Consider the following 19,518-nt stretch of genomic DNA (forward strand, 5'->3'; position numbering starts at 1 on the left):
CTGAGCACCCCGGCCTTACCGGGGGCGGCGGGCCCAGGTCCAGGCGTAGGCGTCGTCCTCGCAGGTCGTAGCCGCGTCGCACAGGTCGAGTGGGCGGAACGTGTCCACCATGACCGCCAGCTCGTCGAAGAAGTCGACCCCGATCGACCGTTCGGCGGCTCCGGGCTGCGGCCCGTGCGTGAAGCCGGACGGGTGCAGCGAGATGGACCCCTGCTCGATGCCGGAGCCGCGCCGCGCCTCGTAGTTGCCGCCGGTGTAGAAGAGCATCTCGTCGGAGTCGACGTTGTGGTGGTTGTAGGGAACCGGGATCGCGTCCGGGTGGTAGTCGACCTTGCGCGGCACGAACGAGCAGATCACGAAGTTGGGGCCCTGGAAGGTCTGGTGCACCGGCGGCGGCTGGTGGATGCGGCCGGTGATCGGCTCGAAGTCGTGGATCGAGAACGCCCACGGGTACATGTGCCCGTCCCAGCCGACCACGTCGAACGGGTGGTTCGCGTAGACGTACCGCGTCCACCCCCGACGGTGCCGGACCAGCACCTCCACGTCGGTGCCGTCGGCCAGCAGCGGCGCGTCCGGCCCGCGGACGTCCCGCTCGCAGTACGGCGCGTGCTCCAGGAACTGACCGCGCACCGACAGGTAACGCTTGGGCGGGCCGATGTGGCCGGCCGCCTCGACGGCGAGCAGCCGGACCGGCTCCGAACCGGTCGGGACGAGCCGGTGGATGGTCGAGGTCGGGATGATCACGTAGTCGCCGGCGACCACGTCGAGCACGCCGAACGTGGACTCGACGCGCAGCGTGCCGGACTCGACGTACAGGCAGTGGTCGCCGGTGGCGTCGCGGAACAGCGGGGACGGCCGGTCGGCCAGCACGTACGCGATCCGCACGTCGTCGTTGGCGAGCAGGTACTGCCGGCCGAGCACCGGATCGGCGCCCGCGGCGTCGAGCTTGTGGGTGCGCAGGTGGCGGGGCTTGAGCGGGAGGTTCGGCGTACGGGTGAACGCGGGCGGGGTGAACTCCTCGGCCGCGACGATCGCGGTCGGCGCGTACCGGTGGTAGAGCAGAGACGAGTCGGAGGAGAAGCCCTCCTGGCCCATCAGCTCCTCCGCGTAGAGGCTCCCGTCGGGCTGACGGAACTGGGTGTGGCGCTTGCGCGGCACGTCGCCGACGCGGCGGTAGTACGGCATCTCGCCTCCCGGGGGCCGGTTGGCGTCCGATTATCGGACGCGGTTGTCCGCTCCTTGTAGCGTCCCGTACATTCTTGTGTCGTGTCAACGCAGCTGCCCCGGCTCCTGGCCGGCCTCGTCGACGATGCCGCGGTCTTCCCGCCCGGCAGCGCACCGCTGCCCGACGCGGTCACCGCGCACCGGCGCCACCGCACCTCCTGGTACGCCGACCTGGTCGGCCCGTTGCTGGTGCCCGCCTCCGCGGTGACCGGCCGCGAGCTGCACCCGCTGGTCGACCCGGCGGAGGGCCTGGTGGTCGGGCTGATCGGCGACACCGGGCTGGACGGCCTGCCCGCCGCCCTGGCGGCGCTGCCGGCCGGCGTCACCGCCCGCCAGGTCGAGGTGGCCGTGGCCAGGCGCGGCGAGGACCCGTTGCCCGGCCTGGCCGAGCTGCTGAAGCTGACCGACCGGCTCGACACCACCGCCGTCTACGCCGAGATCCCGTTGACGTTCGGGCTGATGGGCGCGCTGGACGCGCTCGTCGACGCCCGTGCCGCCGGAGCGCCGGTGGCGGCGAAGTTCCGCACCGGCGGCCTCGCCGCCGAGCTGTTCCCGACCCCCGCCGAGCTGGCCGCGGTGATCTGCGCCTGCCGGGACCGGCAGCTGCCGTTCAAGCTCACCGCCGGCCTGCACCACGCGGTGCGGCACCTGGAGCCGGAGACCGGCTTCACCCACCACGGCTTCGCCAACGTGTTGGCCGCCACGCTCGCCGCTGCCGGGGGCGCCGGGGTGGAGCGGGTCGCCGAGCTGCTCACCGCTACCGACCCCCGGCCGCTGCTCCAGCCGATCGAAGCCGGTCTGCACGCGGCGCGTCCGCTGTGGGTCGGGTACGGCTCGTGCAGCATCCTGGAACCACTGACCGATCTGATCCGGCTGGGGCTGGTGAACGGGGGCGTCGACGCATGAGCTGGGTGACGGGTGCCGAGGGTTCGCCGTACGGGGTGCACAACCTGCCGTGCGGGGTGTTCCGCACCGCCGACCGCGAGCCGCGGGTGGGCGTACGCATCGGGGATCTCGTGCTGGACCTCGGCGGCGCGGAGGCCGCCGGCCTGGTGCTCGCCGCCGGGGCGCTGGGCCGCCCCCGCCTGAACGAGTTCCTGGCGCTCGGCCGTCCCCAGTGGACGGCGGTCCGGCAGCGGATCACCGAACTGCTCACCGACACTGCCCACCGGGCGGCGGTCGAGCCGCTGCTCGTCCCGCTGGCCGAGGCCGAGCTGCTGCTGCCGTTCGAGGTCGCCGACTACGTCGACTTCTACTCCTCCGAGCACCACGCCGCGAACGTCGGTCAGATCTTCCGGCCCGGCCAGCCGCCGCTGCTGCCGAACTGGAAGCACCTGCCGATCGGGTACCACGGCCGGGCCGGCACGGTCGTCGTCTCCGGCACGCCGGTGGTGCGGCCGCAGGGGCAGCGGGCCACCCCGCAGGGCCCGGTCACCGGTCCCTCGGTCCGCCTCGACATCGAGGCGGAGGTCGGCTTCGTGGTCGGCACGCCGAGCCCGCTGGGCCGGCGGGTCGCCGCCCACGAGTTCGACGACCACGTCTTCGGGGTGGTGCTGGTCAACGACTGGTCCGCCCGGGACATCCAGGCCTGGGAGTACCAGCCGCTCGGCCCGTTCCTCGGCAAGTCCTTCGCCACCTCGATCTCGGCCTGGGTGACCCCGCTGGAGGCGCTCGGCTCGGCCTTCGTCCCGGCACCGGACCAGGACCCGCCGGTCGCCGACTACCTGCGGGACGAGCCGCACCTCGGCCTCGACCTGCGGCTGGCCGTGGAGTGGAACGGCGAGCGGGTGAGCGAGCCGCCGTTCGCCACGATGTACTGGACCGCGGCCCAGCAACTGGCCCACCTGACCGTCAACGGGGCGTCGCTGCGCACCGGCGACCTGTACGCCTCGGGCACGGTCTCCGGCCCCGAGCGGCACCAGGTCGGTTCGTTCCTGGAGCTGACGTGGGGCGGCACGGAGCCGGTGAAGGTGGGCGGCGGGGAGACCCGGACCTTCCTGGAGGACGGGGACACGGTCACCATCACCGCCACCGCGCCCGGCCCGGACGGCACGACCGTCGCCCTCGGCGAGGTCACCGGAACCATCCTCCCGGCCCGCTGACCGGGCCTGCCGGAACCATCCTCCCGGCTCGCTGACCCGAGCCGTCCGTCGGACGCGGCTCCGACGCTCGGCCGCGCGCCGGAGCCGACCGTCGCCCGCCCGCCCCTCCTGACGTACGCCCCGTCCGTCGGGTCCCGCGGATGGGACGGGTCGTCGCACAGATCGTCCGATGGGCGGGCACACCTCCCGCGTTTGATCGACCGGATTCCGTCGCTGTGCCGCGCCGGGCCGGGCCCGATCTTCCCCCTTCGGTCCCGGCCCGGCTGTCGGCTGGCGTCCGACGACAGGAGGGTGAGGATGAACGATCTCGCGGGCGCGGTCTGGCGTACCAGCAGCCGCTCGAACGACCAGGGGCTCTGCGTGGAGGTGGCCGACAACCTCGTCGACGCGCTCGGCGTGGTGGCCGTACGCGACTCGAAGGACCAGTCGGGACCCACGCTCGCGGTGAGCCCCCCGGGATGGACGGCGTTCGTGCGGGCGATCCAGGCGGGACAGTTCCGCCCCTGACCGCCGCCGGCCGCGCGCCGCGAGGGGCCTCCCGGGACGGAAATTCCACCCGAGGGGCCCCCGTTCCGCGCTCACCCGGCGTACCGTCGACGCCACGGGAGGTGGCATGTCGAGGGTGGCGGTGACCCGGTCCATCGAGGCGCACGCCGTGGACGTCTGGCGTCTGCTCACCGACCTGACCGTCCGCGCCCATGCCACCCGCGGGGTCGAGGTGCTGACCCCGGGCGGGTTCGGCCCCGGCACGACCTGGCGGGAGGTCCGGTCGCAGCCCGACGGGTCCGCCCTGATCGAGGAGTTCGTCGTGGTCGCCGTGGAGCCGCCGCGACGCCTGGTGCTCAGCTCGCCCGGTGCGGGGGTGGACTACCGGGTCACCTGGACGTTGCGCCCGGTCCGCCGCCGCGGCCGCGGATGCACGCAGGTCACGGTCACGCAGGAGGCGGTCGCCACCGAGCCGTACGGCCGGGTCGTGGCACTCCTGCTCGGCGGGCTGGCCGCCCGGGCGGTCGAGGGCGCCCTGCGACGGGACCTCGCCGACCTCGCCGCCGCTGCCGCCGACGCCACCACCGAGGCCGCCTAGGGCGGTTATCGACGTCACGACCCGGCCTCGCCGGGACTTCGACACACGCCCAACTGCCGCCCGCCTCGGCAACCTCACCGTGGCCGGGCGGGCCGCGCTGGGTAGGGTGCCGGGCGGAGGTGCGCATGGGGTTCCCGAAGGGCCGGCGACGCGTCGTCCTCGTGGCGGCGGTCCTGCTGGTCGCCGTCGCGGTAGCGGCCACGGTCTGGCGGGTGCTCGCCCCGGCCGAGGTCAGCACGCCGGCACGCGCCGCGTATCCGGAGGCCCCGAACCGGGACCCGCGGGTGGTCGCCCGGCTGCCGGTGGCCCCGCTGGTCGTCGACGGCCGGCTCCGGGTGTACGCGGCACAGCGCCAGGTCTACGCCGACCGGCCGGTGGACCACCGCTACCGGACCACCCCGTACTGGTCGTACCGCCGCTGGCCCGCCGAGCTGGCCGGCTTGGTGGCGAGCGGGACCACGGTGGTGAGCCGCTGGTCGGACGGCCTGCTCGTGGCGCTGGACGCGCGGACGGGCCGGGTCGCCTGGCGGGCGGAGGGGCCGGCCCCGGCGCGGATACCGACGGCGCGGCGGACCGGGTCGGCGAGGGTGTGGAACCCGGAGGGCCTCTTCGTCGCCCCGATCCCCGGCGGCGGGTCGGTGGTGGTGGCCGCCGGCGGTGACGCGTTGACCGCCGTGGACCTCGCCGACGGGCGGCGCCGCTGGCGCGCCGGGGTCGGTACCGGCTGCCACGACGTGATCGGCACCACCGCGGCCGGCCGGCTCGTGAGCGTCGACGGGTGCGACGGACCGGCGACGGTCGAGTTCCGGGACGCGGGCACGGGCACGGTGGGCACCCGGTGGCGCCCGCCGGGCGCGGGCGACGCGCTGAGCGCCACACCGCTGGGCTGCCGTACCGGCCGGTCCGGGTGTGCCGGCCTGCGGACGGTCACCGGGGCCGGCGACGGCGCGGGCCGGGGCTGGCTGTTCGGCGACGGCGAGCCGACCGCCGCACCAGCCCTGGACCGTCCGGACAGCGTGCTCGCCGGTGACACCGCGATCGGGATGGCCGGCGGCAGTGCCGTCGGCCGCGATGCGCGGACGGGCGTCGAGCGGTGGCGCCGGGACCTGGGCGCGGGGCGGGTGCTCGCCGTCGAGCCGGACCGGGTGCACCTGGTGACCGACGCCAACGGCCTGGTGACGCTGGACGAGGCCACCGGTGCGCAGCTGTCGTGGTTCACCCTCACCGCCGGCTCGGACGGGACGTCCTGGGCGCCGGGGGCCGCGTACGCGGTGGACGGCTACGTGGCGGTGGAGCGGCTCCGCGAGCCGGTCGACCCGGAGGCGGACGACCAGCGCTACTTCTTCACCTCCGAGCCCGTGCTGCTCGCCGCGACCTAACCGCCACCACCGCCAGCCATCAGCTCACCACTGCTGAACCGACCCCGCCATGCTCACAGTCAGCCGAGTGCCGACTCCGCCGCCGCGAGGAAGGCGTCGTTCTCGGCCGGCGTGCCGATGGTGACCCGCACCCCGTCGCCCGGGAAGGGCCGCACGATCACGCCGCGCGACTCACAGGCCTTGCCGAAGTCCACCGACCGGTCGCCGAGCGGCAGCCAGACGAAGTTGGCCTGGCTGTCCGGCACGTCCGGGACGAGCTTGCGCAGCGCTTCGGTGACCCGGTCCCGCTCGGCCACCACCAGGGCGCACCGCCGCTCCACCTCGTCGGCTTGGGCGAGCGCCGCGAGCGCGCCCGCCTGCGCGGCCATGCTGGTGGAGAAGGGCGTGACGACCTTGCGGACCGCCGCCGCCACCGCCGGCTGGGCGACCAGGAAGCCGATCCGCAGACCGGCCAGGCCCCAGGCCTTGGAGAGCGTCCGCAGCACCGCCACGTTGGGCCGGTCGGCGTAGGTGAGGCCGTCCGGTACCTCCGGATCGGTGACGAACTCCCGGTACGCCTCGTCGATGACCACCAGCACGTCGTCCGGCACGGCGTCGAGGAACCGGTCCAGCTCGGCCGTGCGGACGGCCGTACCGGTGGGGTTGTTCGGGTTGCAGACGAGGATCATCCGGGTCCGGTCGGTCACCGCCGCGGCCATCGCCGCCAGGTCGTGCCCGTGCCCGGCGTCGTTGGGGACGCGCACGCTGGTCGCGCCGCTGGTCGCCGCGATGATCGGGTACGCCTCGAACGACCGCCACGCATAGAGCAACTCGTCACCGGGCAGGCAGGTGGCCCGCACCAGGTGCTCGGCCAGCGCCACCGACCCGCAGCCGGTGGCGATCCGGTCCGGGTCCACCCCGTACCGCTCGGCCAGGGCCTGGCGCAGCGCCACCACGCCCATGTCCGGGTAGCGGTGCACCCCGGCCGCGGCCTCCGCGACCGCCTCCACGACGCCGGGCAGCGGGCCGTACGGCACCTCGTTGCTGGCCAGCTTGATCGCCTCGGGCAGGCCCAGCTCCCGGGCCAGGTCGGCCGGGCTGCGGCCGGGTACGTAGTTGGGCAGCGCGTCCAGGTCGGGGCGGGTCAGCCGCGGCGACGGCTGGGGACGTCCGGTGTCGGTCATGGGGTGTCTCCCGGGGGTGTGGTGCGGTCGTTCTCTGGGGCGGGGGTGCGGGGAAGCTGGACCACCACGGTCTGTGCCCGCTTGTCGTGCAGGGCCTGCCGCATCGGGTGGTCGAAGAGCGGAGAGACCGCGTCGAGGAGCTGGAGCAGCAGGCCCAGGCCGCAGCAGTACCAGAGCAGGGTGGGCAGGCCCAGCGTGTTCCACCTCCGCAGTGCCCGGCCCATGCCGAGCGGCTGGTCGGCGGCGAGCGGCACGGCCTTGATGCCCATCAGCCGCTTGCCCAGCGTCTGTCCGCTCGCGGCCATGGCCGGCACCTCGTAGGCGAGCCAGAGCGCGGTGGCGATCAGCAGGATGACCACGAGCAGCGACTCCGCCTGCGCACCGGGCTGGGGCAGCGGCTCCGACGTCATCTCCCCGTTCTCGACGCGCCGCCACCACTCGGCGACGGTGGGCCGGAACTCCTGGGCGAGACGCCAGACGAACCAGCCGTTGACGGCGGCGTTGAGCGCGAAGACGACGGCGAAGTCGATCAGCCGGGCGACCAGGCGGGCCCCGTACCCGGCCAGCGGCAGCCCGTGCGGGCGCGGCTCCGGCGGCCGGCCGGGCCAGGCGCCGGGCGGCCAGCCGGGCGGCGCGGCGTACCCCGGCGGTGCGGCGTGCGGCGGCCACCCGCCGGGGTGCGGTGCCGGGCCGACGGCGGGCCCGGCCGGACCGCCGTGTCCGGCCGGCGGATGGCCAGGAGCCGGGGACACCGGTCCCGGTGCGGGCGCGGGCGGCGCCGAGGGCGTGACGGGCGCCGAGGGGGGGACGGCGGACTCGGCGGGTGGCGGACCCTCCGGCGGGGTGGCGTCGACCGGGATGGCCGCGCCGACCCAGCCCTCGCCGTCCCAGTACCGCCGGGTGTCCGGGTCGGCGGGGTCCACGTACCAACCGGGTGCGACGCTCACCGGGCCGCCTCGCTGCGCTCGTTCACTCGGCAACCTTAACGACGACGGTTTCCGCGAACTTGTCGTGGAGGCACTGCTGCCAGGGCTGGTCCCACAGCTGCCAGAACCCGTCGACATAGCTGAGGAAGGGGACGAAGGAGCTGGCGAGGAACTGCACCACCCACCGGCGGCCGGCCGCGCGGCGGGTCAGCCGCCGGGCCGGATCGAGGGGGACGACCCGCAGCTTCATCACCTTCTTGCCGAACGTCTGGCCGTCGCGGCGCAGCAGGTACTCCACGTGGTACAGCCAGTACAGGCCGATCATCAGGACGAACAGCCCGAGCTGGGCCAGCAGCAGCGGCAGCAGGTAGTCCAGGAAGAGGGTGCGCGGGTCCGGCTCGACCGGCGTCCCGTCCGGGTTGATCCGCGTCACCGCCACGAACATCCGAAACCAGAGGACCAGGTAGACCGGAAGGAACACCACCAGCGCGACGGCCGTGGCCAGGGCGGTGTCGATCAGCCACGCCAACAGCCGGTCGGGGAAGCTCGCGAGCGGCTGCCCGTTCGGGGCGAGCGCCGGCGGCGGGGGCACCGGACGGGGCGGCCCGGCCCAGCCCGGCGGCGGGGCGTACTGCGGCGGTATCGCGTACCCGTGGGGGTGCGGCGGGACGCCGCCGGCGGGCGGGTGCCCACCGGCCGGCGGCGTCACGTACGGCGGAGGTTGGCTCACGCTCGACAGTCTTACAGGTTGCCGCGCTTCTCCTGCTCCCGCTCGATGGCCTCGAAGAGCGCCTTGAAGTTGCCCTTGCCGAAGCCGAGGGAGCCGTGCCGCTCGATCAGCTCGAAGAACACCGTCGGGCGGTCCTGCACCGGCTTGGTGAAGATCTGGAGCAGGTAGCCGTCCTCGTCCCGGTCGACCAGGATCTTGCGGGCCTTCAGCTCCTCGATCGGCACCCGCACCTCGCCGATGCGGGCGCGCAGCTCCGGGTCGTCGTAGTACGAGTCCGGCGTGTCCAGGAACTCGACGCCGGCCGCCCGCATCGCGTCGACGCTGGCCAGGATGTCGTTGGTGGCCACGGCGATGTGCTGCGCGCCCGGGCCCTGGTAGAACTCCAGGTACTCGTCGATCTGCGACTTCTTGCGGGCGATCGCCGGCTCGTTCAGCGGGAACTTCACCTTGCGGGTGCCGCTGGCGACGACCTTGCTCATCAGCGCCGAGTAGTCGGTGGCGATGTCGTCACCGATGAACTCCGCCATGTTGGTGAAGCCCATGACGCGCTTGTAGAACTCGACCCACTCGTCCATCTTGCCGAGCTCGACGTTGCCGACGACGTGGTCGACCGCCTGGAAGAAGCGCTTCGGCTGGAGGCCGGCGTCGATCATCGGCTGCCGGTCCACGATCGGGCCACGCGCCACGAAGCCGGGCAGGAACGGGCCGCTGTAGCGGGACCGGTCGACCAGGGTGTGCCGGGTGTCGCCGTACGCGGCGATGGCCGCCATCCGGACGGTGCCGTGCTCGTCGCTGACGTCGTGCGGCTCGACCAGGCCGGTCGCGCCCTGCGCCGTGGCGTGCGCGTACGCGGCGTCGACGTCCGGAACCTCCAGGGCGATGTCGGAGACGCCGTCGCTGTGCTTCGCCACGTGGTCGGCGCCCTCGGCGTCGGGGCGGACCGCGCCGGTCAGCACGAACCGGGCCGAGCCGCTGGTCAGCACGTACTGGGCGTGGTCCCGGTGACCCTGCTCCGGCCCCCGGTACGCCACGCAGGTCATGCCGAACGCGGTCGAGTAGTAGTGCGCGGCCTGCTTGGCGTTGCCCACCAGGAAGTGCACGTGGTCGAGGCCCTTGACCGGGAACGGGTCGTGGCTGATGTCGTGGTCGACGGCGCCGACCAGCCGGTCGACGTCGACCTCCTCGGTCGACTGGGGTCGGTCGATCGCCTGGGTCATGATGGCCTCCCTCGCGTACCGGCCGGCCTCGTGGGCCGACGCTGTGCTCTTCCCGCGAATATCGCCGTGAGCCGGCTCACTGGGCAACTGTCCCGGTTCCGGCTGGTCAGGTTGCACAAGGAGTAGGGTCTTCACCCGTGAACACTGGTCAGGATGTCCAGCTCGACGCGCTCGACTCACGGCTGATCGAACTGCTCGCCGAGGAGCCCCGGATCGGCGTGCTGGAGTGTTCGCGCCGTCTCGGGGTGGCCCGGGGCACCGTGCAGGCCCGCCTCGACAAGCTGGTCGAGCGGGGGGTGATCGGCGGTTTCGGGCCGGACGTCTCGCCGGCGGCCATCGGGTTCGGGGTGACCAGCTTCGTCACCCTGGAGATCAGCCAGCGGCACGGCCACGACCCGGTCACCGCCCACCTGGCGGCGATCCCGGAGGTGCTGGAGGCCCACACCATCACCGGCTCCGGGGACCTGCTCTGCCGCATCGTCGCCCGCTCGAACGCCGATCTCCAACGGGTGATCGACCAGATCGTCTCGTACGAGGGCATAAGACGCGCCTCAACGATCATCGCTCTGGCCGAGCAGATCCCGTACCGCGTGCTCCCGCTCGTCCGCTCTGCGGTGCAAGGAAGGGACCCCTATTAACGCCTCCGGTAGTAAAAGGGTCCCTTCTTAACGCCTCAGGCGTGGCCTGCGAGGGCGTCGCCGAGCGGGGTGCGGCGGTAGAGGACCGAGCGGGCGGTGCGGGTCCCGGTCACCAGGCCGGATTGGCGGAGCACTGACAGGTGGTCGCCCACGCCGCCGAGGCTCATGCCCAGCTGGGCGACGAGTTGGCTCGTGGTCGCGGGTGCGGCCAACGCCCGCAGGATCGTCGCCCGAGCCCGGCCGACCAGCCGGTCCAGCGCCTCCTCGGGGCGGGTCGGGTCGGGTGGGCCGAGCATCTCGGCGACCCCGGAGGCCCGGTAGACGACGGCGAACGGCCAGGGCTGCTCGACGTAGTTGATCATCGTGCCGAAGACGGTGGGGACGAGGAGCAGCCCGCGCCCCGCCAGCGTGTACGTCTCCGGGTCGTGGTCGGCCACCTCGATGTAACCGACCGGCCCTCCGGGCACCCACCGCAGCCGGGGGTCCAGGCCCGCGACCGCCGCCCCCCAGCCGTACGCGAGGAGCCGCCCGGCCCGGTGCAGCAGGTCCCGTTCCAGGACGGCCCGCAGGCGCGGCCAGTCCGGCTCGACCAGCGTGGTCCAGGCCGCCTCGATCGCGTCCGCGAGCCGGTCCACCACGTCGGGGGAGTCGTAGATCCGGCGTGCGTACGCCGGTGGGGTCCGGTGTCCGGCGAGGTTGCGGGCCAGTTCGTCCCGGGCCTGCGCCAGCGGGGTCGCGCGGACCACCGCCAGCTCGTCGGCGAAGTCCCGGCCGGTGCCGTCTGGCGGCGGCTGGATGAAGTCCGCGTTGTACCCGCCCCGGCGCAGCAGTGCCAGCAGCGCCCCCACCGCCGGCAGCTCCCGTAGCAGCCGCTCGTACGCCGGTCGGGCCCGGACCACCCAGGGTGCCAGGCCGGGGACGGTGTTCTGCCCGGCCAAGAGCCGCAGCGCGGACACCGCCTCGCCGAGCGGCGAGATCGCGAATCGGCTGGCGGCGACGTCGGCCGGGGTTACCTCGATCCGCACGCCACCTCCCTGTTTCGTCCCAGAGCGAAAGGATAGAGCGCGCCCCGGCGAGCCGGCACGCTGGCCGCGTGACCCTGACCGACACCCGTCCCGCCACCTACCGGGACGTCTTCGCCGTCGCCGAGTTCCGGGTGCTCTTCGGCAGCTTCGGCGTGTTCCTGATCGGCGAGACGGTGAAGATGCTCGCCCTGTCCGTGCTGGTCTACGAGCGCACCGGCTCGGGGCTGCTCGCCGCGCTGGCGTACGTGACCGGGTTCCTGCCGCACGCCTTCGGCGGGGTGTTCCTGCTCGCGCTCGCCGACCGGTGGCCGCCGCGCGCGGTGATCGTCGGGTACGACCTGGTCCGGCTCGCCATGGTGGTGGTGCTCGCCCTCGGCGTGCTCTCCCCGGGGGCGATGCTCGGGCTGGTCGCGGTCGTCGGCCTGTTCGGCCCGGTCAGCAGCGCCGCCCGGACCGCGCTGCTGCCGGAGGTGCTGCACGGCGACGCGTACGTCCTCGGGCGGTCCCTGCTCACCGTCGCGGCCGGTGGCACGCAGGTGGCCGGGTTCGCCCTCGGCGGGCTGCTGCTCGGCCTGGTCGGCCCGTACGGTGCGCTCTGGCTGACCGCCGTCACCTGCGCCCTGTCCGCCCTGGTCGTGCGCGTCGGGCTGACACCGCGACCGCGCCGCGCGCGACCCGGCGGCGGAAACGCGGTCCGGGAGACCTGGCGGGTCAACCGGGCACTGCTCGGCGACCGGCGGATCCGGGGTCTGCTGCTGGCGCAGTGGCTGCCCGGCTCGGTGCTGGTCGGGGCCGAGGGCGTCGCCGTGCCGTACGCCGCCGGTCTCGGCGTGGAGGCCAGTGCGGGCGTGCTGCTGATGGCGGCCGCGTTCGGGATGCTCGTCGGGGACCTGCTGGTGGGGCGGTTCGTCGCTCCCGCCCGTCGGGAGGCGTGGACGCCGTGGCTCGCGTTGCTGCTCGGCGTACCCATGCTGGCGTTCGTGGCCCGGCCGGCGTTGTGGCCGGCGGCGGCGCTCTTCGCGGTGGCCACCGCGGGCTTCGCCTACCAGCTCGGCCTGGCCCGCCGGTTCCTCGACGCGGTGCCGGAGGAGCGGCGCGGGCAGGCGTTCGGGCTGGTCAGCACCGGTCTGATGGCGGTGCAGGGGCTGGCCGCCGCGGCCGGCGGCGCGCTGAGCGAGGTGCTCGCACCGGGCACGGTGATGGCGCTGGCCGGAGTGGCGTCGCTGGCGGCGACGCTGGCGCTGTGGCGGGTGCTGACGCCGCCACGCCACGGCGGGTGAGGTGTTAACAGGGGGCCCTTCCTCTACCGCAGACGTTAAGAAGGGGCCCTTCCTTCTCGCCCAACGGCGCGCCGGGGCGCGCCCGCGTGCGCGGGTGGCTACCGTGATCCGGTGGCGAAGGGGAGCGGCCTCGGCGTACGTGGCTGGCTCCTGCTCGGGCTGATCACCGTCGTCATCCTCGCGTCGACCGGAGTCTGGAACCCCTTCCCCGGCATCTGGGACTGGGTCGACCGCAGCGAGCCCATCTCCGAGCCGGACGTGGTCTGGCAGCACCGGATCGGCGGCACGCCGCGCAGCGTCACCTTCGCCGGCGACACCGTCATGGTCGAGCAGCGCACCCGGGTCGAGGCGCGCCGGCTCAGCGACGGCATCCAGCTCTGGGAGCGCAAGGCGGACTGGTCGGCGGTGGCCGGCGGCGGCCGGGACGCGGTCGTCGTCGTGGGCAAGCTCCTGGTCAAGGGGTACGAGGTGCTCGACCCCACGACCGGCGTCACCCGGCGGCGGGACGACGACGCCGTGGCCGTCTGGACCTGGCGCAACCTGCTGCTCGACGCCCACTGCGCGGAGCCCACCGACTGCACGCTCACCGCCTGGGACCCGCGCGGCACCACTCCCCTGTGGACGGCGTTCGTGCCCGGCGTCCGCAGCGGCCTGCTCGGCGACAACCCGGGGCTGCTCGACACCCGCCGGCTCGACGCCGTCCGGGTCGACAAGGAGGTCGCCGGGCCGGAGCCGGTGCCGCCGCTGCTCGGCTTCCCGATCGACAACCGGGTGCACGTGGTGGACGCCGCCACCGGCCGGGTCCTCACCGACGTCGAGCCGGGCCGCGACGAACGGCTGTCGGTGGTCGGCGGCCGGCTGCTGCGCATCACCGCCCGATCCCAGGACGGCACCTGCTTCTTCACCATCTCCGGCCGGGACCCGACCACCGGGCAGGAGGCGTGGCAGCGCGCCGGCGTCAACCTGCGGACCGCCGACGCCGCCGGGTGCGCGCAGCGGGAGGATCCGCAGGGCGCGCGCAACGTGCTCATCGGGGTCGCACCGGACGGCCGGGAGGCGGTCCTCGACGGGTACGACGGCCGGCTGCTGCTCGTCGTCGCCCCCGGCGAGAAGATCGTCGCCGTCGACGACCGGTACGCCCTGGTCCGGGCGGCCGACAAGCGCTCGGTCTCCGCCCGGGAACTGGGCACCGACCGGATCCGGTGGAGCCGTCCCACCGGCGCGAAGGCGGGCGCCGCACTCACCCCGTACGCGGCGGTGCTCGCCCATGACAAGCCCTCCCGGCTGGTGGCGCTCGACCCGCGTACCGGTGCGGAGCTGGCGACCCTGCGGACGGCCGCGAACGCGCTCGCGGTCGGCCCCACCGGCATGATCATCGGCGAGGGCCGGGAGATCGGGTACATCCGCTTCGGCGGTGCCGCGGTCGTCCCGCCGCCGAACGGCGGTGACGGATCCCGCCCGGGACCCGCCGGGACCGGCGACGTGCCGGCACCCGACGACAGCTGCGGCCCGAAGCGGGAGCTGTGCCCCGCCCCGGAGGACGAGGGCTGACCGTGGCCTCACGTTGCCGGCCGCTCCCGAGCCGCCGTCCGGTCCGACCGGCGCCGATGAGAGCGGCGTCCCAGGACCCACCCGGCGGGTGGGACTGATCGACCCTCCTGCCCTAGGCTTTCCGCTCATGAGCAGTGCCGCCGTCTTCTCGTACGACCCCCTGCTGCCGACCGGTCCGGACCAGACGGAGTACCGCCTGGTCACCGACGAGGGCGTCGACGTCGTCGACGGGCCCGGAGGCCGCCGGTTCCTCACCGTGGAACCGGCCGCGCTGACCGCGCTGACCGCCGAGGCGATGCACGACATCGCGCACTTCCTGCGCCCCGCGCACCTGGCGCAGCTCCGGTCGATCATCGACGACCCGATGGCCTCGCCGAACGACCGGTTCGTCGCGCTGGACCTGCTGCGCAACGCCAACATCGCGGCCGGCGGCGTGCTGCCGATGTGCCAGGACACCGGCACCGCGATCGTCATGGGCAAGCGCGGCCGGCACGTCCTCACCGACGGCGGCGACGCCGAGGCCATCTCGCGCGGCGTGTGGCAGGCGTACACGCGGTTGAACCTGCGGTACTCGCAGCTCGCCCCGCTGACCATGTGGGACGAGCGCAACACCGGCAGCAACCTGCCGGCCCAGGTGGAGATCTACGCCGAGGACCCGGACGGGCACCCGGACGCATACAAGTTCCTCTTCATGGCCAAGGGCGGCGGCTCGGCCAACAAGTCGTACCTCTACCAGGAGACCAAGGCCCTGCTGAACCCGACGCGGATGATGCAGTTCCTGGAGGAGAAGCTGCGGCTGATCGGCACCTCGGCCTGCCCGCCGTACCACCTGGCCATCGTCATCGGCGGCACCAGCGCCGAGTACGCGTTGAAGACCGCCAAGTACGCCTCCGCGAAGTACCTGGACGCGCTTCCCACCTCCGGCTCGATGACCGGGCACGGCTTCCGGGACCTGGAGCTGGAGGCGGAGGTGCTGGAGCTGACCCGCAACTTCGGCATCGGCGCGCAGTTCGGCGGCCGCTACTTCTGCCACGACGTACGGGTGGTCCGGCTGCCCCGGCACGGCGCGTCCTGCCCGGTGGCGATCGCCGTCTCCTGCTCGGCGGACCGGCAGGCGGTCGCGAAGATCACCCCGTCGGGCGTTTGGCTGGAACGACTCGAAACCGACCCGGCGCGCTACCTGCCCGACGTCACCGACGCGCAGCTGGACACCTCCGAGGTCGTCCGCGTCGACCTCAACCGGCCGATGGACGAGATCCGCGCCGAGCTGTCCAAGTACCCGGTGAAGACCCGCCTGTCGCTGAGCGGCCCGCTGGTCGTCGCTCGGGACATCGCGCACGCGAAGATCGCCGAGCGGCTGGACGCCGGTGAGCAGATGCCGTCGTACCTGCGCGACCACGCCGTCTACTACGCCGGCCCGGCCAAGACCCCCGAGGGGTACGCCTCCGGCTCGTTCGGCCCGACGACCGCCGGCCGGATGGACGCGTACGTGGAGAAGTTCCAGGCGGCCGGCGGCTCGATGGTGATGCTGGCCAAGGGCAACCGTTCCGCCCAGGTCACCCGCTCCTGCGAGCGGTACGGCGGCTTCTACCTCGGCTCGATCGGCGGCCCGGCCGCCCGGCTCGCGCAGGACTGCATCAAGCACGTCGAGGTCCTCGAGTATCCGGAGCTGGGCATGGAGGCGGTCTGGAAGATCGAGGTGGAGGACTTCCCGGCGTTCGTCGTCGTGGACGACAAGGGCAACGACTTCTTCGCCGAGGTCACCAAGCCGGTCCTCACCGTCGGCCGCCGCTGAGCCCGCTCGGCGTGAACATCTGCACGGCGTCGTGGCGCGCGGCAGGATGGTACGCGTGACGACTCCAGAGGCGACGGGCTACCGGATCGAACGCGACTCGATGGGTGAGGTGGAGGTGCCCGCCGAGGCGCTGTGGCGGGCGCAGACCCAGCGCGCGGTGCAGAACTTCCCGATCTCCGGCCGGGGGATCGAGCCGGCCCAGATCAAGGCCCTGGCGCAGATCAAGGGGGCTGCGGCGGAGGTCAACGGCGAGCTGGGCGTGATCGACGCGAACGTGGCCGCCGCGATCGCGGCCGCCGCCGCGCACGTGGCCGCCGGCGGGTACGACGACGAGTTCCCGGTGGACGTCTTCCAGACCGGCTCCGGCACGTCCTCCAACATGAACGCCAACGAGGTGATCGCCACCCTGGCCAGTCGCGAGCTGGGCCGGGACGTGCACCCGAACGACGAGGTCAATGCCTCGCAGTCCAGCAACGACGTCTTCCCGACGTCGATCCACCTGGCCGCCACCCAGTTCGTGGTGGAGGATCTGCTTCCCTCGCTCCGGCATCTGGCCGAGGCGCTGGAAGGCAAGGCGATCGAGTTCGAGACCGTGGTCAAGGCCGGCCGTACCCACCTGATGGACGCCACGCCGGTCACCCTCGGCCAGGAGTTCGGCGGGTACGCCGCGCAGGTCCGCTACGGCATCGAGCGGCTGGAGTCGGCGCTGCCCCGGCTCGCCGAGCTGCCGCTGGGCGGCACCGCGGTGGGGACCGGCATCAACACGCCGCTCGGCTTCGCCGCCAAGGTGATCGAGAAGCTGCGGGCCTCGACGGGCCTGCCGCTGACCGAGGCGCGCAACCACTTCGAGGCGCAGGGCGCGCGGGACGCCCTCGTGGAGACCTCCGGGCAGCTCCGTACGGTCGCGGTCGGCCTCTACAAGATGGCCAACGACATCCGCTGGATGGGCTCCGGTCCCCGCGCCGGCCTGCGCGAGCTGCGGATCCCGGACCTCCAGCCCGGGTCGTCGATCATGCCCGGCAAGGTCAACCCGGTCGTCTGCGAGGCCGTCCGCCAGGTCTGCGCCCAGGTGATCGGCAACGACGCCGCCGTCGCCTTCGCCGGCTCCCAGGGCGACTTCGAGCTGAACGTCATGCTTCCGGTCATGGCCCGCAACATCCTGGAGTCGATCAAGCTGCTGGCCGCGTCGAGCCGCCTGTTCGCCGACCGGTGCGTGGTCGGCCTGGTCGCGGACGCCGAGGTCTGCCTGGCGTACGCGGAGGGCTCGCCGTCGATCGTCACCCCGCTCAACCGCTACCTCGGGTACGACGAGGCCGCCTCGATCGCCAAGGAGGCGCTGGCCAAGCAGATCTCCATCAAGGAGGTGGTGATCGCCCGGGGCCACGTCGACTCCGGCAAGCTCAGCGAGACGCAGCTCGAAGAGGCCCTCGACCTGCTCCGAATGACCCACCCCTAGCTGCCGGCTGGCCTGTCCGGCCCCTCGGAGGTGCCGCCGAGCGCCGGCTGGGCCCCGCCCGTGCCGGAGGTGCGGCGGGGTGCAGCGCCGCAGGTCGGGGAGGACATCGGCGCGCTGTCGAGCTGCCCCGCCCATGAGACCAGCCCGAGCGCGGTGGTCAGCGGGCGATCCGTCGCCGGTCCCCGGCGGGCGTTTCGACGACAGCCGGCTGGGGGCGGGGCGGTGGTCCTACAGATGGGGCAGCTCGACAGCGCGCCCGTCGCGCATCGTCCAGCTCGGACGGGTCCGGCGGTCGTCGAGCCAGCACGGCCGCGGGTCACCTCCTTGCAGCCGCCTTGCGGGCGCGGTAGGCGGTGACGGCCGCGCGGTTGCCGCAGCCCGCGTCGCAGAACCGGCGGGAGCGGTTCTTCGACAGGTCGACCAGCACGTTGTCGCACTCGGGGTGGTCGCAGATCCGCAGCCGGCTCAGCTCGCCGCTGCGGACGAGGTCGGCCATCGCCATCGCCGCCTCCACCGCCATCCGCACCGCGAGGGGCGCATCGCGGGGCACGGCATGGAGGTGGTACGGCTCGTCGTCGTGCGTGATGAGCTGCGGCAGGGCGTCGTTCTCCCGGAGCAGCCCGTTGACGATCGCCACGATCTCGTCGGTGTCGGCGTGCCAGAGCCGGCGCAGCCGGGGGCGCAGTTCGCGGACCGCCTCCAGTTCCGCATCGGTGTGCTCGTGCCGCCCGCTGTACGCGTGGGCGACGAAGAACTCGTCCAGGGCGGCCACGTCCGGCAGGCCCTCGCCGTCGCTGCCGCCGGTGTTGACCAACGCGGCGGCGGCGACGAGCGAACACTCGGTGTCATGGGCAAAAAGCAACTTGACTCCTGTCAGCGTGCCGGCCTAGCGTCATCGGCGTAGCCATAGTTTGCCCATGACGCTGGCCGATCGCCAAGGAGAGTCCGATGCGCCAACCACCCGTCGGCGGTGCCGGCCTCGCCCTGGCCGTGTTCTCGGCGCTCACGTTCGCCACCTCCGGCACGTTCGCGCGGTCCCTGATCAACGCCGGATGGTCGGCCGAGGCCCTGGTGATCGCCCGCGTCGGCCTCGCCGCCCTGGTCGTGGCGCTGCCGGCGGTGCTGGCGCTGCGCGGGCGCTGGTCGGTGCTGCGGCGCAACCTCGCGTCGATCGGCGTCTTCGGGCTGCTCGGTGTGGCCCTGGCCCAGGTGTGCTTCTTCAACGCGGTGCGGTACCTGCCGGTCGGCGTCGCGCTGATGCTGGAGTACCTGGGCATCGTGGTCGTCGTCGGCTGGATGTGGCTGGCGCACGGGCAACGCCCCCGCCGGTTGACCGTCGCCGGCTCAGTCGCGGCCCTGGCCGGGCTCTTCCTCGTGCTCGACCTGGCCGGTGCCGGCCGCCTCGACCCGGTGGGTGTGCTCTGGGGGCTCGGCGCGGCCATCGGGCTGGCCGGCTACTTCGTGCTCGCCGGTCGGGTCGACCCGAACCTGCCGTCGGTGGTCATGGCGTCCGGCGGGATGGCCGTCGGGGCGGCCGTGCTGCTGCTCCTCGGCCTCGTCGGGGTGCTGCCGCTGCGGGCGTCCTTCGGCGACGTCGACTTCGCCGGGCAGCGTACGAGCTGGCTCGTCCCGGTGGCCGGGCTGGTGCTGGTGGCGGCGGTGATCGCGTACCTCTCCGGGATCGCCGCAGCCCGCATCCTCGGTGCCCGGCTGGCCTCCTTCGTCGGCCTGACCGAGGTGATGTTCGCGGTGCTGATCGCCTGGCTGGCGCTGCACGAGCTGCCGACCCTGGTGCAGCTGCTCGGCGGCGCACTGATCGTCGCCGGGGTCGCCCTGGTACGCCTCGACGAGCCGCGCGAGACCCCCGCGGCGACCAGCGAGCAGGAGCCGGTGCTGGCCGCCGACCGCTGACCGCCGCTGGCCGGGGTCCGAATTCGACCTGCGGTGC

18 protein-coding genes are annotated in these 19,518 nt (G+C 73.6%); 11 read left to right on the forward strand and 7 right to left on the reverse strand.

Annotation, left to right across the window (positions count from 1 at the left end; genetic code table 11):
- Positions 1-15: 15 nt before the first annotated feature.
- Positions 16-1,185, reverse strand: a complete 1,170-nt coding sequence (locus tag ACTMS0_RS09205; RefSeq protein WP_441154722.1) for a homogentisate 1,2-dioxygenase — start codon at positions 1,183-1,185, stop codon at positions 16-18.
- Positions 1,186-1,266: 81 nt separating this feature from the next.
- Between ACTMS0_RS09205 and ACTMS0_RS09210 the strand changes: the two genes are divergently transcribed.
- The 5 genes from ACTMS0_RS09210 (at position 1,267) to ACTMS0_RS09230 (ending at position 5,789) form a co-directional block, all read left to right on the forward strand.
- Entirely contained in the window at positions 1,267-2,130 is an 864-nt protein-coding gene (locus ACTMS0_RS09210; protein WP_441154723.1) for a hypothetical protein, read from the forward strand.
- Entirely contained in the window at positions 2,127-3,326 is a 1,200-nt protein-coding gene (gene fahA, locus ACTMS0_RS09215) for a fumarylacetoacetase (RefSeq protein ID WP_441154724.1), read from the forward strand. The genes ACTMS0_RS09210 and fahA overlap by 4 nt, the downstream gene beginning before the upstream one ends.
- Before the next feature lie 297 nt (positions 3,327-3,623).
- Positions 3,624-3,833, forward strand: coding sequence for a DUF397 domain-containing protein (locus ACTMS0_RS09220; protein WP_441154725.1), 210 nt, complete (start codon positions 3,624-3,626; stop codon positions 3,831-3,833).
- A gap of 106 nt (positions 3,834-3,939) precedes the next feature.
- Positions 3,940-4,410 (forward strand): SRPBCC family protein, encoded by a 471-nt coding sequence (locus ACTMS0_RS09225; protein WP_441154726.1) that lies wholly within the window; start codon positions 3,940-3,942, stop codon positions 4,408-4,410.
- Between the two features lie 125 nt (positions 4,411-4,535).
- Positions 4,536-5,789, forward strand: coding sequence for an outer membrane protein assembly factor BamB family protein (locus ACTMS0_RS09230; protein ID WP_441154727.1), 1,254 nt, complete (start codon positions 4,536-4,538; stop codon positions 5,787-5,789).
- Between the two features lie 59 nt (positions 5,790-5,848).
- Here ACTMS0_RS09230 and hisC read toward each other — a convergent pair whose 3' ends face one another.
- The 4 genes from hisC to hppD are packed head-to-tail and all read right to left on the reverse strand — an operon-like array spanning position 5,849 to position 9,825.
- On the reverse strand, positions 5,849-6,952 hold the full coding sequence (hisC, locus tag ACTMS0_RS09235) for a histidinol-phosphate transaminase (protein WP_441154728.1): 1,104 nt from the start codon (positions 6,950-6,952) through the stop codon (positions 5,849-5,851).
- Positions 6,949-7,899, reverse strand: coding sequence for an RDD family protein (locus ACTMS0_RS09240; protein WP_441154729.1), 951 nt, complete (start codon positions 7,897-7,899; stop codon positions 6,949-6,951). Before ACTMS0_RS09240 ends, hisC begins: the two co-directional genes overlap by 4 nt.
- Positions 7,900-7,921: 22 nt before the next feature.
- A complete protein-coding gene (locus ACTMS0_RS09245) occupies positions 7,922-8,608 on the reverse strand; it encodes an RDD family protein (RefSeq protein ID WP_441154730.1) in 687 nt (228 codons plus the stop codon).
- A gap of 11 nt (positions 8,609-8,619) precedes the next feature.
- Entirely contained in the window at positions 8,620-9,825 is a 1,206-nt protein-coding gene (hppD, locus tag ACTMS0_RS09250) for a 4-hydroxyphenylpyruvate dioxygenase (RefSeq protein ID WP_441154731.1), read from the reverse strand.
- A gap of 137 nt (positions 9,826-9,962) precedes the next feature.
- On the opposite strand from hppD, the gene ACTMS0_RS09255 reads away from it, so the two are divergent.
- Positions 9,963-10,463 carry an Lrp/AsnC family transcriptional regulator gene (locus ACTMS0_RS09255; protein ID WP_441154732.1) on the forward strand — a complete coding sequence of 167 codons (501 nt, stop codon included), beginning with the start codon at positions 9,963-9,965 and terminating at the stop codon, positions 10,461-10,463.
- Positions 10,464-10,498: 35 nt separating this feature from the next.
- Here the strand turns inward: ACTMS0_RS09255 and ACTMS0_RS09260 are convergent, their stop codons facing one another.
- The gene (locus ACTMS0_RS09260) at positions 10,499-11,488 is read right to left on the reverse strand and encodes a helix-turn-helix domain-containing protein (RefSeq protein WP_441154733.1); all 990 of its coding nucleotides are present in this window, start codon (positions 11,486-11,488) and stop codon (positions 10,499-10,501) included.
- A 68-nt stretch (positions 11,489-11,556) separates the two neighbouring features.
- Here ACTMS0_RS09260 and ACTMS0_RS09265 point away from each other — a divergent pair, with 68 nt between their 5' ends.
- The 4 genes from ACTMS0_RS09265 to ACTMS0_RS09280 all read left to right on the forward strand — a co-directional run bounded on the left by ACTMS0_RS09265 (position 11,557) and on the right by ACTMS0_RS09280 (position 17,570).
- A complete protein-coding gene (locus ACTMS0_RS09265) occupies positions 11,557-12,768 on the forward strand; it encodes an MFS transporter (RefSeq protein WP_441154734.1) in 1,212 nt (403 codons plus the stop codon).
- 111 nt (positions 12,769-12,879) lie between these two features.
- Positions 12,880-14,319, forward strand: coding sequence for an outer membrane protein assembly factor BamB family protein (locus ACTMS0_RS09270; RefSeq protein WP_441154735.1), 1,440 nt, complete (start codon positions 12,880-12,882; stop codon positions 14,317-14,319).
- 127 nt (positions 14,320-14,446) lie between these two features.
- A complete protein-coding gene (locus ACTMS0_RS09275; protein ID WP_441154736.1) occupies positions 14,447-16,114 on the forward strand; it encodes a fumarate hydratase in 1,668 nt (555 codons plus the stop codon).
- Between the two features lie 46 nt (positions 16,115-16,160).
- Positions 16,161-17,570 carry a class II fumarate hydratase gene (locus ACTMS0_RS09280; RefSeq protein WP_441155152.1) on the forward strand — a complete coding sequence of 470 codons (1,410 nt, stop codon included), beginning with the start codon at positions 16,161-16,163 and terminating at the stop codon, positions 17,568-17,570.
- Between the two features lie 316 nt (positions 17,571-17,886).
- On the opposite strand, the gene ACTMS0_RS09285 is transcribed toward ACTMS0_RS09280, so the two are convergent.
- Positions 17,887-18,432, reverse strand: a complete 546-nt coding sequence (locus ACTMS0_RS09285; protein WP_441154737.1) for a CGNR zinc finger domain-containing protein — start codon at positions 18,430-18,432, stop codon at positions 17,887-17,889.
- Positions 18,433-18,518: 86 nt separating this feature from the next.
- On the opposite strand from ACTMS0_RS09285, the gene ACTMS0_RS09290 reads away from it, so the two are divergent.
- Positions 18,519-19,481, forward strand: coding sequence for an EamA family transporter (locus tag ACTMS0_RS09290; protein WP_441154738.1), 963 nt, complete (start codon positions 18,519-18,521; stop codon positions 19,479-19,481).
- Positions 19,482-19,518: the final 37 nt, after the last annotated feature.

It is taken from the genome of Micromonospora sp. H33, assembly GCF_052068455.1.
Lineage (GTDB): Bacteria > Actinomycetota > Actinomycetes > Mycobacteriales > Micromonosporaceae > Micromonospora.

Coding starts and splice junctions, on each gene's coding strand:
- ACTMS0_RS09205 (WP_441154722.1), bottom strand. CDS start 1,185: ATGCCGTACTACCGCCGCGTCGGCGACGTGCCGCGCAAGCGCCACACC.
- fahA (WP_441154724.1), top strand. CDS start 2,127: ATGAGCTGGGTGACGGGTGCCGAGGGTTCGCCGTACGGGGTGCACAAC.
- ACTMS0_RS09220 (WP_441154725.1), top strand. CDS start 3,624: ATGAACGATCTCGCGGGCGCGGTCTGGCGTACCAGCAGCCGCTCGAAC.
- ACTMS0_RS09225 (WP_441154726.1), top strand. CDS start 3,940: ATGTCGAGGGTGGCGGTGACCCGGTCCATCGAGGCGCACGCCGTGGAC.
- ACTMS0_RS09230 (WP_441154727.1), top strand. CDS start 4,536: ATGGGGTTCCCGAAGGGCCGGCGACGCGTCGTCCTCGTGGCGGCGGTC.
- hisC (WP_441154728.1), bottom strand. CDS start 6,952: ATGACCGACACCGGACGTCCCCAGCCGTCGCCGCGGCTGACCCGCCCC.
- hppD (WP_441154731.1), bottom strand. CDS start 9,825: ATGACCCAGGCGATCGACCGACCCCAGTCGACCGAGGAGGTCGACGTC.
- ACTMS0_RS09275 (WP_441154736.1), top strand. CDS start 14,447: ATGAGCAGTGCCGCCGTCTTCTCGTACGACCCCCTGCTGCCGACCGGT.
- ACTMS0_RS09280 (WP_441155152.1), top strand. CDS start 16,161: ATGGTACGCGTGACGACTCCAGAGGCGACGGGCTACCGGATCGAACGC.
- ACTMS0_RS09290 (WP_441154738.1), top strand. CDS start 18,519: ATGCGCCAACCACCCGTCGGCGGTGCCGGCCTCGCCCTGGCCGTGTTC.